This window comes from Bacillus sp. FSL K6-2869, from assembly GCF_040869405.1.
Classification (GTDB): domain Bacteria; phylum Bacillota; class Bacilli; order Bacillales; family Bacillaceae; genus Bacillus; species Bacillus altitudinis.
Window position 1 is genome coordinate 3270315 of sequence record NZ_CP152035.1, and the last position, 14556, is coordinate 3284870.

At 39.9% G+C, this 14556-nt stretch carries 15 protein-coding genes; 1 reads left to right on the forward strand and 14 read right to left on the reverse strand.

Annotated features, from left to right (window positions below; all coding sequences use genetic code 11):
* Window positions 1–2: 2 nt before the first annotated feature.
* Entirely contained in the window at window positions 3–851 is an 849-nt protein-coding gene (locus MHI58_RS16955; RefSeq protein ID WP_045033982.1) for a YitT family protein, read from the reverse strand.
* A gap of 189 nt (window positions 852–1040) precedes the next feature.
* Here MHI58_RS16955 and MHI58_RS16960 point away from each other — a divergent pair, with 189 nt between their 5' ends.
* Window positions 1041–1775 carry an alpha/beta family hydrolase gene (locus MHI58_RS16960; RefSeq protein ID WP_045033981.1) on the forward strand — a complete coding sequence of 245 codons (735 nt, stop codon included), beginning with the start codon at window positions 1041–1043 and terminating at the stop codon, window positions 1773–1775.
* A gap of 17 nt (window positions 1776–1792) precedes the next feature.
* On the opposite strand, the gene MHI58_RS16965 is transcribed toward MHI58_RS16960, so the two are convergent.
* The 13 genes from MHI58_RS16965 to MHI58_RS17025 all read right to left on the reverse strand — a co-directional run bounded on the left by MHI58_RS16965 (window position 1793) and on the right by MHI58_RS17025 (window position 14531).
* Window positions 1793–3586, reverse strand: a complete 1794-nt coding sequence (locus tag MHI58_RS16965; protein WP_045033980.1) for a M3 family oligoendopeptidase — start codon at window positions 3584–3586, stop codon at window positions 1793–1795.
* Between the two features lie 124 nt (window positions 3587–3710).
* Window positions 3711–4812 (reverse strand): peptide chain release factor 2 gene (prfB, locus tag MHI58_RS16970; RefSeq protein ID WP_096881918.1). Its coding sequence is split into 2 segments (ribosomal slippage): window positions 3711–4739 and window positions 4741–4812, totalling 1101 coding nucleotides; the frame shifts between segments, so codons are not numbered across the junction.
* Between the two features lie 67 nt (window positions 4813–4879).
* A complete protein-coding gene (secA, locus tag MHI58_RS16975) occupies window positions 4880–7405 on the reverse strand; it encodes a preprotein translocase subunit SecA (RefSeq protein ID WP_039169779.1) in 2526 nt (841 codons plus the stop codon).
* A gap of 198 nt (window positions 7406–7603) precedes the next feature.
* Window positions 7604–8167, reverse strand: coding sequence for a ribosome-associated translation inhibitor RaiA (gene raiA, locus MHI58_RS16980; protein WP_007499992.1), 564 nt, complete (start codon window positions 8165–8167; stop codon window positions 7604–7606).
* Window positions 8168–8356: 189 nt separating this feature from the next.
* On the reverse strand, window positions 8357–10042 hold the full coding sequence (locus MHI58_RS16985) for a methyl-accepting chemotaxis protein (protein WP_045033979.1): 1686 nt from the start codon (window positions 10040–10042) through the stop codon (window positions 8357–8359).
* A 33-nt stretch (window positions 10043–10075) separates the two neighbouring features.
* Window positions 10076–10456 carry a hypothetical protein gene (locus MHI58_RS16990; protein ID WP_008348244.1) on the reverse strand — a complete coding sequence of 127 codons (381 nt, stop codon included), beginning with the start codon at window positions 10454–10456 and terminating at the stop codon, window positions 10076–10078.
* 13 nt (window positions 10457–10469) lie between these two features.
* Window positions 10470–10811, reverse strand: a complete 342-nt coding sequence (locus MHI58_RS16995) for a flagellar protein FliT (RefSeq protein ID WP_008348246.1) — start codon at window positions 10809–10811, stop codon at window positions 10470–10472.
* Complete coding sequence (fliS, locus tag MHI58_RS17000) at window positions 10808–11212, reverse strand: flagellar export chaperone FliS (protein ID WP_008348247.1); 405 nt, start codon at window positions 11210–11212, stop codon at window positions 10808–10810. The genes MHI58_RS16995 and fliS overlap by 4 nt, the downstream gene beginning before the upstream one ends.
* A 17-nt stretch (window positions 11213–11229) precedes the next feature.
* Entirely contained in the window at window positions 11230–12756 is a 1527-nt protein-coding gene (locus MHI58_RS17005) for a flagellar hook-associated protein 2 (protein ID WP_045033978.1), read from the reverse strand.
* A 20-nt stretch (window positions 12757–12776) separates the two neighbouring features.
* A complete protein-coding gene (gene flaG / locus MHI58_RS17010) occupies window positions 12777–13118 on the reverse strand; it encodes a flagellar protein FlaG (protein WP_007499987.1) in 342 nt (113 codons plus the stop codon).
* A 153-nt stretch (window positions 13119–13271) separates the two neighbouring features.
* Window positions 13272–13496 carry a carbon storage regulator CsrA gene (gene csrA, locus MHI58_RS17015; RefSeq protein WP_008348252.1) on the reverse strand — a complete coding sequence of 75 codons (225 nt, stop codon included), beginning with the start codon at window positions 13494–13496 and terminating at the stop codon, window positions 13272–13274.
* Window positions 13490–13924 carry a flagellar assembly protein FliW gene (gene fliW / locus MHI58_RS17020; RefSeq protein ID WP_025208061.1) on the reverse strand — a complete coding sequence of 145 codons (435 nt, stop codon included), beginning with the start codon at window positions 13922–13924 and terminating at the stop codon, window positions 13490–13492. The genes csrA and fliW overlap by 7 nt, the downstream gene beginning before the upstream one ends.
* A gap of 28 nt (window positions 13925–13952) precedes the next feature.
* Window positions 13953–14531, reverse strand: coding sequence for a DUF6470 family protein (locus MHI58_RS17025; protein WP_024719238.1), 579 nt, complete (start codon window positions 14529–14531; stop codon window positions 13953–13955).
* Between the last annotated feature and the right edge of the window lie 25 nt (window positions 14532–14556).

Below are 14556 nucleotides of genomic sequence, written 5' to 3' on the forward strand. Positions count from 1 at the left end.
GTTTACGCCCTTTTAAAACCCTCACCCAGCACCTCTTTTGCATCCATGACGATGACAAACGCTGATGCATCGATCGCTTTTACCACTTGTTTCAACTTTGTGAATTGTGACTGCCCTACCACACACATTAAAATAGGCCGGTCATGGTCGGTGTACCCACCTACTGCTGAAATCTTCGTTACACCACGATCAATTTGATCAAACACCGCCTGTCTGACCTCATCCTCATGACCCGTAATAATCATGGCAATCTTCGAGTGACTAAAGCCAGCCTGTACGACATCAATCGTCTTACTAGAAATGAACACTCCGATCACAGCGTACAGTCCTTCTTCAATCCCAAAAACAGTCATGGCCGCCAAAACAATCAAACCGTCCATCATCGCTAAACAAGTACCTAACGTCAGCCCTGTATATTTATTGATGATTTTGGCCGCAAGAGCCGTTCCTCCCGTTGAACCATTGCCGAGGAAAACGAGCCCAATTCCGATCCCAATCACTACACCGCCAAATATTGCGGCAAGCAGTGCTTCATGGGTGACAGGAGCAATGTGTCTTGTTAAGAACACCATTAAAGGTAAAAAGACAGAACCAACGAGCGTTTTTACCCCAAATGTTCCACCTAATAAATAAAAGCCTGCGATAAAGAGCGGAATATTGAGACCCCATTGTACATATGCAGCTTCAAAACCGAATGACTGCATAATGGTACTGATTCCGCTCACACCGCCAGCAGCAATCTGATTTGGTAATAATAACGTATTAAAGCCAACCGCCACGATGGCTGATCCTATTAAAATAAGTACATAATTTTTCACTTCAATCCAAAGTTGAGAATGTTCCTGCTTCATGTCTTTCTTCCTCCGTTACTTCTGAATGCACACCTATTTTAAGCCCTCTCATTCAGATTGTAAATAACAGCCAAATGCAGTGCTAATGGATTAATACTTTATCACACAGCCGGATCAGCGTACTTGCCGTTTGGCAGAAGAGTAAATGATGGTATATTTAATATGTACATGAGAAAGAAGGGACATACGATGAAGAAAATACTGAAGATCACCGGTATTACATTACTTGCACTCATCATCTTAGCTTTTGGTGCTTTCTATACATGGAGCCGCTTTACATATGGACCATCGGAAGCGTTAAAAAAGCAGATGAAGATTGAGCAGGTCGATCATAAAAATGGGGTATATTCATTTGAAGCATCAAAAAGCGATACTGGCATCATTCTATATCCTGGGGCAAAAGTTGAACCTCTTGCTTATGCCTATCTAGGGAATGCGCTGATGAAGAAAGGCTATTCGGTCTTTATCCCAGACATGCCATTTTCCTTCGCGATTTTTAATACGAAGAAGGCAGAGGATATCCTCAAAAGTCATCCAGCCATCAAGCATTGGTACATTGGCGGACATTCGCTAGGCGGGACAGCTGCCGCTATGTATGCAGAGAAAAATCAAAGCAAGCTGGACGGCCTCTTTTTCCTTGCCTCCTATCCTGCATCAGATGATTTGAAACAGGCTTCCTTGCAAGTATTATCTATTTCAGGCGAAAAAGACGGGCTGGCGACACAAGAAAAAATCAAAAAATCGAAAAAACAGCTACCTTCTCAAACGGTGTACCATGAGATACAAGGCGGTAATCATGCTCAATTTGGCATGTATGGCAAACAAAAAGGGGATCAGCCTGCAGATATTCCAGTCCTCACGCAACAAAAAGACATCGTTCAGACGATGCTGGAATGGTTAAAACCAGCAAAAAAGCTCCCGTAATGGGAGCTTTTCATTTTTTATGCCTTCGTCGCTTCTAAAAACTCTTCAGCATCTGCCACAGCCAGTGAAATGGCCTCTTCCCAAAATGCTTTTTGAGTCAGGTCGACACCTAGGTGCTTATATGCCAAATCTTCTACAGTCATTGACGCTGTATCTTTTAATAGCGCAATATATTTCTCTTCAAATGATGCCCCGGCCTGCAATGCTTTTGCATAAATACCTAGAGAGAACATGTACCCGAAAGTGTAAGGGAAGTTATAAAACGGGACCCCTGTAATATGGAAATGCAGTTTAGACGCCCAGAAATGCGGATGGTATTCATCTAAAGAGTCGCCAAAGGCTTCTTTCTGTGCTTCTACCATCAACTCATTCAAGCGGTCAGCTGGCACTTCTCCTTGTTTGCGCTCTTCATAAAAACGTTGTTCAAATAAGAAGCGTGATTGAATATTCATAAAGAATGCCACACTGCGCTGCAGCTTATCCTCTAGCAAACTGAGACGCTCTTCTTCATTGGCCGCCTCTTTTAATGAAGCATCTGCCACAATCATTTCTGCGAATGTCGACGCAGTTTCAGCTACATTCATCGCATATTTACGATTCAACATCCGAACATCCTGCATGACTTCCTGATGGAACGAATGACCAAGCTCATGTGCTAGTGTCGCTACATTGGATGGAGTCCCTGAGAAGGTCATAAAAATACGTGATTCTCCGCTATCAGGGAAATTCGTACAGAAACCGCCCACTCGTTTGTTTGGGCGATTCTCAGCTTCTACCCAGCGTTCATTAAAAGCTTTTTCAGTAAAAGCAGCAAGCTCTTTTCCAAACCCTGCGAAATGCTTGATAATAAAAGCGGCTGCATCTTGATAAGAATAGGTTTTTGTCTCACTTCCAATAGGCGCTCCCACATCAAACCAGCTTAGTTTATCAACCCCAAGCATGTCAGCTTTACGTTGTAAATAATCAATGAATGGCTGTTTATGTTCATCAATGACAGACCACATAGTATCGAGCGTCTCTTGTTTCATCCGGCAAATATCAAGGGGCTCTTTTAATATATGATCCCATCCTCTTGCTTCATATACTTGTAGACGAAAACCAGCGAGATGATTGAGTGTGCTTGCAAACAAATGTTCATCCTGTGTCCATGCATGTTCTAAATTATGATACACGGCTTTTCTTACTTCACGATCTGAATCATCCATCGCATTTTCTGCTTGGCCTACAGAGATCATTTGTGTTTCACCATTTTGCTCAAATGGAATGGTAATTTTGTTCACCAAGCTAGAATAAAGTTCATCCCACGCATGATACCCATCTACTGCTAGTTTTTGAATGAGTGTTTCCTGTTCAACAGGCAGTTGATCTTTCACATGTTCTCTTCGTTCATTTAATATGTAACGAACATCTGAAAAAGCGACTGAATCCATTAATTCTTCCCACTGGCTAGTAGGAATCTCAGCAAGTGATTGATCAAACCCTGCTAGTATGGTTCCTAATTCAGCTTCCAGCTTGGCAATGGACCCCCGGAGACTGCCCGCCTTCATATCCTTTGTATTTTGAGATTGTAGACAGGATACAAATGAACCTGCTTGCGCTAGTTTTTTATATGTGATTTCATACGTTTCAAGGACAGCTGTTAACTTTTTTTCAATTTGTGTATCTTCTTTTGAAAAGGCATCTACCTTTTGTCGTAACTCATCTAATAGCTGCTGTATATGCTCTAAGTATGTGATAAATTCTGATGAAGAACTGCCTCCTTTAAAAAAGGCATCTAAATCCCACGTCTCTTGTAATGGTTTTAATCCCAAATTATTTCCCCCTTTAATTGCTAATTTCATCATACAAAGGATATAGAGTCAGTATGGCATATGTATTCCTTTATATTCATTATATTTTCTCACAATTAAAAAAACCCGGCAAGAAGCCGAGTTTTTATGATAATTTTGAACGTAAATACGCATCGATAAAGGAATCTAAATCTCCATCCATCACCGCTTGAACATTTCCCATCTCCGTGTTGGTACGATGGTCTTTCACAAGAGAATATGGGTGGAAAACATATGAGCGAATTTGGCTTCCCCAGCCAATTTCTTTCTGTTCTCCTCTGATTTCATCCAATTCCGCCTGCTGTTCTTCGATCCGTTTTTGATAAAGCTTAGATTTCAGCATTTTCATTGCACGTTCTCTGTTTTTGATTTGGGATCTTTCCGTTTGGCACGTCACGACGACATTTGTTGGGATGTGTGTGATACGAACCGCAGAGTCCGTCGTATTGACGTGCTGACCCCCTGCACCACTTGCACGATACGTATCCACCTTAATATCCTCTGTACGAATATCGATATCAATTTCTTCATTAAATTCTGGCATGACATCACAGGAAACGAAAGAGGTGTGTCTACGGCCTGATGAATCAAATGGAGAAATACGGACTAAACGATGGACACCTTTTTCTGCTTTTAAGTAACCATAAGCGTTATGTCCTTTAATCAGTAATGTCACAGACTTAATTCCCGCTTCATCACCAGGAAGGTAATCAAGTGTTTCGACCTTAAAGCCTCTGCGCTCTGCCCAGCGAGTGTACATTCTGAGTAGCATAGAACCCCAGTCCTGTGATTCAGTACCACCTGCACCTGGGTGAAGCTCAAGAATGGCATTGTTTTTGTCATAAGGTTCGCTTAAAAGAAGCTGTAGCTCAAATTCATTAAACTGCTTCGTTAAGTTCTTCAGCTCTTTTTCAAGCTCTGCATGAAGCTCCTCGTCATAATCTTCCTTTAATAAGTCATGTGTCATTTGTAGTTCTTCATGCGATTCACTGAGTTCATGATAGGAGTTCACAGAATCCTTTAGTGCATTGGCTTCATTGATTACCCCTTGAGCCTTTTGCTGATCGTTCCAAAAATCAGCCTCTGACATCGTCGCTTCAAGCTCTGCGATTTTGACTTCTTTTGTTTCTAGGTCAAAGAGACCCCCTAAAATCAGCTAGCCTGCTAGCCATATTTTCAAGCTCTTGTCTAATTTCTACTAATTCCATATCCTTCACCTCATAGATGTATGGGGGCTGACATGAATAGAAAGAGGTTTTCACCTCTTTCCATTACTTATTCTGTCTTCCCATGACAATTTTTATATTTCTTGCCGCTTCCGCAGTGACACGGTGAGTTTCTTCCGATATCCACCACTTTACGCACCGGCTTTTTCTTCACGGTTTTCTCCTCATCGCCTTCTTGAGGCTGATGAGCAGTTGTTTGTCCTTGAACGACTTCTTCACGTTCTAGGTTGTTTTGGATTTCTGATTTTAGCACATATTTAGCGACGTCATCTTCAATTGAAGCGACCATATGCTCAAACATCGCAAATCCTTCCATTTGATACTCACGAAGCGGATTGGTTTGTGCATATGCACGTAAATGGATTCCTTGACGCAGCTGATCCATTGCATCGATATGATCCATCCACTTCGAATCTACTGCACGAAGAACGATGACTTTTTCAAATTCACGCATTTGTTCATCGCCAAATGTCTCTTCTTTTGCATCGTATTTCTCTTTAATCCGCTCCATGATGAATTCGGTGATCTCATCTGCTTCTTTACCGAAGATATCTTTGACCGTAATGGCACCTTCATCTAAATAGTTCGTATTGATTAATTCAACAAGACCATCTAGTTTCCATTCTTCTGGAAGCTCATCTTTCGGCGTATAAGAGCCAACAGCCCGCTCAATAGACGATTGAATCATATTGATCACAATCGATTTCAAGTTATCAGAATCGATGACTTCAAAACGCTGTTTGTAAATGACTTCACGCTGTTGACGAAGAACATCATCATATTGCAGAAGCTGCTTACGCGAATCAAAGTTATTCCCCTCAACACGTTTTTGAGAAGATTCAACAGCTTTTGAGACCATTTTACTTTGAATTGGAGTAGAGTCATCCATACCGAAGCGATCAAGCATCGCCATTGTCCGCTCTGCACCAAATCGGCGCATCAATTCATCTTCCATTGAGAGATAGAATTGAGTAATTCCTGGGTCTCCTTGACGACCAGAACGACCACGGAGCTGGTTATCGATACGGCGTGATTCATGACGCTCTGTCCCAATAACAGCAAGACCGCCTAGTTCTTTCACACCTTCGCCAAGCTTGATGTCTGTTCCACGTCCCGCCATGTTTGTCGCAATTGTGACGGCACCTTTTTGTCCAGCTTCCTCAATAATTTGTGCTTCACGCTCATGGTTTTTTGCGTTTAACACTTGATGAGGGATGCCTTTATTTTTAAGCAGTTTTGAAATCAATTCAGATGTCTCAACCGCAACAGTTCCGACAAGGACCGGCTGTCCTGTCATATAACGCTGTGCGACGTCTTCAGCTACTGCTTTAAATTTGCCATCCATTGTACGGTAAATTAAATCAGGTCTGTCATCACGCACAACCGGTTTATTGGTTGGGATTGTGACAACCTGCATATTGTAAATGTTACGGAATTCCTCTTCTTCCGTTTTCGCTGTACCTGTCATACCAGATAGCTTTTCATACATACGGAAGTAGTTCTGGAACGTAATGGTTGCAAGTGTCATGCTTTCATTCTGCACTTCAAGACCTTCTTTTGCTTCAATAGCTTGGTGCAGACCCTCACTATAGCGACGTCCTTTCATTAAACGTCCTGTGAAGGAGTCAACGATGACGACTTGACCATCTTCCACAACATAATCAACGTCTTTTTGCATCGCAACATGCGCCTTAAGAGCCTGCGCGATATGGTGGTTAAGAGCAACATGTTTGACATCAAACAAGTTCTCGATGCCAAATGCTTTTTCCGCCTTCGTCATTCCGCTTTCAGTCAGCTGTACACTTTTTGTTTTAATATCATAAGTGAAATCGTCTTCTATTTTTAACGTACGAACAAAGGCATTTGCTTGTACGTAAAGTTTCGTCGATTTTGCAGCTTGTCCAGAAATAATAAGAGGTGTTCTCGCTTCATCAATTAAGATGGAGTCAACTTCATCGATGACGGCATAATGAAGTGGTCTTTGAACCATTTGCTCTTTATACAGCACCATGTTATCTCGTAAATAATCAAAGCCAAGCTCATTGTTTGTTGAATACGTGATATCAGCAGCGTACGCTTCTCTTTTTTCATCTTTGTCTAAGCTATTTAAGTTTAAGCCAACCGTTAATCCAAGAAATTCGAAAATCTTGCCCATTTCCTCTGCATCACGGCTTGCCAAATATTCGTTGACTGTTACAATGTGGACGCCTTTTCCAGAAAGAGCATTCAAATAAACAGGCATCGTTGATGTCAACGTTTTACCTTCACCTGTTTTCATCTCAGAGATATTCCCTTCATGTAGGGCAATCCCCCCCATGAGCTGCACCTTAAATGGGAACATTCCTGTCACGCGGCGGGAAGCCTCACGAACCGTTGCAAATGCTTCAACCAAAAGGTCGTCTACAGATTGTCCTTTTTCAAGTTTTTCTTTAAATTCGATCGTTTTATTTCGTAAAGCCTCGTCAGATAATTTCTCGAAATCTTGAGCGAGAGCTTCGATTTCATTTGCCTTTTTTTCATATCGGCTGATCGTACGTTTCGTAGGATCAAACACTTTGTTTAAGATTCCAAGCATATAATAACGCTCCTCTATTTCATGCAATTTTTCGGCATGTCCAAAAGTTTGACAGGTCCATATTTACCTGCATTTATCATACCATACCTTCCTTGATTTCCAAAGAATTTGCAATGATTTAGCACAAAAAACCCGCCCCTAATGAAGGGAGCGGGTTTACTTTTTTTAGGTCATTTTCGGATCAAAAGGAACGAATGATTAAGCGTTCGGCTCAATGAGTCCATATTTACCGTCATTTCGGCGGTATACCACATTGGTCAAATTTGTCTCAGCATTTGTGAAGACAAAGAAACTGTGACCTAACATGTTCATTTGGAGAATGGCCTCTTCGCTATCCATTGGTTTTAAATTGAAGCGTTTTTGTCTGACGATTTCTGTTTCATCAATTTCTTCGTCATCTTGAACTGCTACTTCGGACGCACCGTTTCCTCCAGCAAATAAATGCTTTTTCGCACCTTGCTCACGGAATTTACGGTTCACTTTCGTTTTATGTTTTCTAATTTGACGTTCTAATTTACTGGTTGCTAGGTCTACTGCATTGTACATATCCTCATTATGCACCTCTGCTCGAAGTGCTAGATCAGTCATTGGAATTGTAACCTCAACTTTAGATTCTTGATCGTTGTAAAATTTCAAGTTCACGTTGACTGAAGCATCAACATCTGACTCAAAATAACGCTCCAACTTTCCAATTTTTTTCTCGACATGATCTCTTAGTGCAGGTGTTACTTCGATGTTTTCTCCTCGGACATTGTAATTCATGTAAAGAACGCCTCCTTTAAAATTAAGGATATGTAAACTTATTTCTACTTTTCCCTCCTTTTCTCCTGCTCAAACGTAAAAAAAATGTGAATTTTTATTGAAATTTGTCGAATCCTGCGGTGCTTCAGCTTTTACTTGATAGGTGATGAATATATATTCGATTGATTCTTGAAAAAGACCATCGCGCTGTTAAATCTTGAAAGATGAAATAGATGTTTTCAGTGATTGAGACAAAGATTTTAAATCTTCCGCAGCTGCTTTCATTTCCTCATTCGCCGCTAGTGATTCTTCAACAGCCGCCGACATGTACTCTGTTTCCTCAGAATTTCGCTTGGCTCCTTCTTCTATCACACCAACTGTTTGAGAAATTTCTTCTGTACTAGCTGAGATTTGCTCTGTCGTGGCAGAAAGCTCCTCTGCTTTCATCGAGATATCACGGATGGATTCCAGAATTTCTTGAAAGCTCTGTTCAGACAATTGCGATACTTTCACACCTTCTGCTACATCTCGTTCCACTTTCGTCATAGATTGAGACGATCTTTCAGTATCTTTGTTCACGTTGGCGAGTAACTGACTAATTTGATCAGTCAGTTGACTTGATTCTTCTGCCAGCTTTCTGACTTCATCTGCAACAACCGCAAAACCTCGTCCATGTTCCCCAGCCCTTGCTGCTTCAATGGCTGCGTTTAAAGCAAGTAAATTTGTCTGATCTGCAATGGCATGAATATTCCCCAACAGGCCTTGAATGCCGGTAAACTGTACTTGTACATTGGCCATTGTAGAATGATGTTCATTCACAGATTCCTTAATAGAACTCATTTGTTTCACAAATTGTTGAATGAGGGATGCGCCCTCTTCAGCCTTTTCAGTCACTGAAATTGAGTGACCCGAAACATCAGACGTATGTTCAGCCGCATTATGCATACCAGTCGAGACTTCTTGAATCGCCGAAGCTACTTTTCCTACTGCATCCGATTGTTCACGTGAAGCTTCACTGACCTGTTCAATCGAGCTAGACGTCTGTTCACTAGCCGATATGGTTTGACTGATGGTTTCTTCAAATTGCGCAGCAGAATCAGCTAATTGCCTTGATCCATTTTGCACCTGTAGGATGAGCTGACGCAAATGAGCTGTCATTTGGTTAAAAGCCGTACCGAGCTGGCCAATTTCATTTTTAGAGGTTACTTTAATCTCTTCTAGTGTGAGGTCACCATCTGCCATTCTTCTTGCTGCATGTGTGACAGAGACAATCGGTTTTGTCATACGATGAACAAACCTTGTGCCAATGACTAAAAAGCCGACTATAATCGCTGCGCTAACGAGAATGAGCGTCAGCAATAATTGGTTACTTTCTTCATTGAGCTGACTGATTTTTTGATCACGCTGTTTCAATTGTGTTTGAGCAAATTCTTTTGTAAAGGTATGTATTTCTTGTTCGATAGGTTGTAATTCTTGACTGAGGCGGGTGTTGAATTCTTTTTGATTTTGCATATTCAATGAATTAAATAATCGATTTGTTGAGGTGTAGTAAAGATAATTTTTTTCGGAAATTTGATCTAACAGATTTTTTGCTTGTTTAACGGTGCTCATTTTTGATGCTTCAGCTGTTTTCTTATTGATTTCTTCATATGTTTGCTCAATCTTCTGTAAATTTTCAGCATCTTGAACAACCACATACGTTTTAATTTGTGCTTCTTGCTTTTGTAGCAGTGCCTCTAATTCCAGCGAGGTCTGGTACAGCTTTACTTCTTTGGTGAGAAGTGCTTTATACGATTGATCTGTTTTGTAATAAATAAAACTAGAAAATCCTAAAATACTGACAAACAATACACATATGACAATAAGCCCAAATAAAAATTGATTTTTTAGTCTCATAAATTCCTCCGAATGGTCTGAATTGAACAAAAATTAATGAATGACATACGGCCTCATACAGGCATGTATTTCATCCATCCACTTTCTATATTCAGGTATAAAATATGATGTAAGGAATGACTGGAAGTGATTTGAAGGGAATGTATAGAAAGCTAGTATATCGAAACTTAAAAAAATTTGGTCAAACGATCGAATCGTCTTGGCAAAGTGCTCATTTTCAATAATCGAAAGCAGAAGCGGATGTGTTGTCTCTAAATGAAAGAAGGCATGGATCAGATCATTAAAGATCCGATCCCCTTCTGTTTTAGCGAAATCCTTCTCAATTTCATCTAAATATTTTAGACTCTCTTCTATCGTATATAGAAGGTCATAATATGTGGTTAATAAAATATAGTCATCTGAACGATACGCCACAGGTCTCACCTATTTATTTCCGTTTATCGTAGTATACGCCATCACTTGTCATGGGCTGATACGGATTTTGATAATTCAGCTGTTTTGTTTTCTTACGTTGAATGGCTTGAATATCTGCCTTGATCCCATTTTGAATCTCTGTTAATTGCTTGGCCATCAGTTGATCTGTTTGAATGATTTCTTTGATTTTCTCTTTTTCTTGAACGGAAAGCTCATGTTGAATGTCTCTCATTAGTTCGTCTCTCTCAACTAAAAAAGCATCAAAGTCTTCAACGAGTGTTTCGCTTTGCGGGTTGGCCTCTATTTCCGCTGCCATTTTTAACGTTTGGTCGTGCAGTTGGTCCACAATACTCATAGAGATCCTCCAATAGAGTGGTGACGCCCTTTTCGATCGGTTTGAATGACTTCCTTCCAAGCATCTCGGAAATCAGTCACATATTGCTCTACTTCATTCAGGATCTCTTCGTCATTTTGCAGATTGGCTTCAATCAGTCTTCGATAGATGTAGTCATACATACTTGCCATGCTCTTTGATACATCATACGTACGATTTAAGGTGACATTTAATTCTTGGATGATGTTTTGAGCCTTTTTCAGGTTCAAGTTTCTCATTTCAGCATCTTCTTTTTGAATGCCATGCTTTGCTAGTCTAATAAACTTTAAGCATCCTTCATAAAGCATAAGCGTTAACTCGGCCGGTGTTGCGGTCTCAATAGAATTTTTCTGATAGGCGGCATAAGGGTTCTGAATTGCCATATGTTATAAACCTCCAATTATTGTCCAAGCAGTTGAGAAAGATAGCCAGATTGGTTGTTTAGCTTTTGAATCGCACTATCCATGGCGTTAAACTTTTTGTAGTAACGAGCTTCTACCATTTTTAAACGGTCTTGGAATGTATCCATTCGTTTTGTCAAAGAATCTAAATCCTTACCAAGTCCATATTCTTTTAGCTCCATTGATGTACTACCAGCTTTTGTTTGAATACTCTTCGTGAAGGCTGATAAGGAATTTTTGACGCGATAGATGATTCCTTGTTCTTTATATTGCTGCTGTGCTTTGTCTTTGTCTTTAGAATCAACATTTAAAGAACCAGAGATAAACATTTGCCTTACCTTGTCTGGGTCTTCTTCAATGGCTTTTTTTAATTTCTCTACTCCATTAATATTAATTAATTCAAGCTTCCCGCCATCTTTATACGAGGATGAAGTAGAAATACCGATTTGTGTCATGTGAATTTTATTCCCATCACTTGTCGTAATATCAGCATAAAAATCACTTCTTATTTTAGAGGCACCAGCTCGTAAAATAGAATCACTTCTCAGCAAGCCAGACTTAGCTGTTGTTTCCCATAACTCAATTTCTTTTTCAGACATGGCTTTTTTCTCTTCAGCCGTTAATGGTTGATAGTCTCTATTTCGCTTTTCATTCACTTTACCATTGACCAGTTCAACGAGTTCGTTGTATTTATCAACAAATTGTTTAATTTTATCAAAGATGGCATCGACATCTGTTGAAACGTTCAAGCTGACAGGCTTATCTGTTGTTCCTTTCAGCTCATATGTGATACCAGCCTGCGTGAAAGTATTATTGTTATTTTCCATTTTGAGACCATTAATTTCGTATTGCGCTTTCTGCCCTTGAGTAGTCGCAACTAATTTATTATCTCCATCCACTTGGAAGCCTAATTGCGTTAAAAATGAAGCAGAATTACCATCCGCTGCCTTAATACTGACACCTTCACCAGTCGTACGCGAAGTCAGAGCGATCGTATCTACGTAGTTGGTTCCATCAAAGATCTGGCCTTTATAAGCCGTGACACCAAGTTGAGAGCTGTTCAATTTTGTCACGATTGTATCAAGGGTATCTGTATCAGTTGTATTAATGGTCACTGTTTTAGGTGTTGTAGAATCTGGTGTCGTCACCTCAAACGTAAACGTACCGTTTGAAGCAGTAAATCCAGATGGACTAGAAGATTTGAATACGGATGCTGTCGCTAGTTGGGTCACATTAATTGAGCCAGAGGCAGCATTTGTTGAGCCAGTTGCTGTGACAGCAGATTCGTTTGAGCTTGTCACCTTTTTTGCGCCATAAGTACTTGGTAATGTTAAATTTAGTTTGGCAATGAGATCATCTAATTCTTTGACCTTTGAATTGACCTCGCGGTAGCTGTCTCTTTGCCATTCAAGTGTTTGTTTCTGGCGTGTCATTTTATCAAGTGGTGCTTGCTCAGTTTTCATTAGCTTTGAGACGATTTCATCAATATCAAATACATTTGAAAATCCAGTAATTCGATTAACCATGGTTTATGTTCTCCCTTCAATTACATTCTTTTATCGACAAATAAACCGACAATCTCTGTCATTGCCGCATAGAAATCAAGCCATTCTTTGGAAGGAATCTCTCTAATGACTTCTTCGGTTTGGTTATCTACGACTTTGACATAATATTCATTGAGTTTTTCATGTAATTCAAATTGAAGATGAAATTGAGTAGGTTCAATCAACTTATTTGCTCCTTGAAGCGTTTTCTCAATTTCTTCTTTTGAAACGACTTTTCCATTTGCTTGTAAATCAGTGTTTGCATTGTCATTTTGATGATTCGTAACACGGGTTTGAAATGCATCAATCAGTGGCTCTAGCGAAGTCAACTTACCAACAGACATAGTTATTCAGCTCCTGTGCTTTAATCTATCTTTTATATCGGCTTTGAATTATTAAATTAAATATAGATGGACCGATTTGTTAAAGTTTCATATAGATGGTGTACTTCTACGGTTTCACACGGAGGAGGATAGACAAATAGGATAAAAAAATCCTCACTTTTTTTGTGAGGATAATTGAGAAAGTAGATCGAAGGACAAGCTAGCAGCACGGCTGTTTTCTTCTTGAATAGACAGGTATACTTCCTTCCTGTGAATATCAATATGCTTAGGAGCCTCAATTCCGACTTTTACTTGGTCGCCTTCAATCGCAATAATTTTAACTTCAATATCGTCGCCTATTTGAATCGATTGATTTAATTTACGAGATAGAACTAACATGAGGAAGCCACCTCTAACAAATGTTTTGTATGATAGGCTGAATCATGCAAAATGACCTGCTTGGCTTTCATGTTTTTCCGATTCACAATAATAGGCGCTCTTAAATTGGCTGTCGTTTTTTCAATAGAAGATCCCATTGTTAAAATAACCATGACTTCCACATCATTGGCATCTTCTACCCCAAGAATGTCTACAACCGATTCTTCTAAGTCAAATTCATATTGATTGAAGAACAAAAATGGGCTGCTGACAATAAAGCCTAGTTCTGCATTTTTCAAAGATTGAAGAACTAAAAATGGGGATTCTTCTGATAAAGGTAAAATGACAAATTGTTTTTGATCCAGAAATCCTGGTATCCCATTAGAGAAGTGAATGATTTGCTCCTCTTTAATCGTCACTTCGCCATGGTATTTTGTTTGAATGATCATAATTCACGACCTTTTTCATTTTTCTTAACTATACCTTATCACCATTTTGACCTGTTTCGTCAACTTCTATTTTTAATTCTGGGTATTGTAACATATCAATATGAACTTTACCTGGCTGGTAGTTAACAATTGGTTTATGAGGTGTTGCCTCTATAATAGCTTTTTGCGGCTCCACATCAATTTTAAGTTCAGATGGCTGATAGTGAATTTTCACACTAAAAAATGAAGGAATCACACCGATGTTGAATTGTTTTGCTGGAGGACTGCCGTTGATTTTCGCAAACTCAGCAATCGCATTCCCACCATTCTCGATCTTGATGAGTTCACTTCCTTCTTCCGCTCTACGTCCCATTCCTTCTCCAATCGCACGTTTCCCCTCAGCAGCCCATTCCTCTGAACGCCTAAAAATCGACTTAATATCCATATCGGCAAATGCCTCGGTTTGATCTATGGTTAGTTTCGACGGTGTCCTTGTGATATTCATGACAGCTCTTGGCTGCTGAATCTCAAGCTCAGCTCTTGGCTGCTCTACTTCTTGCTTGGAAGGGGTTGTCGACATTTGCAGCTTTGCATAAGTTTGCTCCATTAACAATCTAGGGATTTGCATAGGTTCACCTCCATGATGCAAAAAA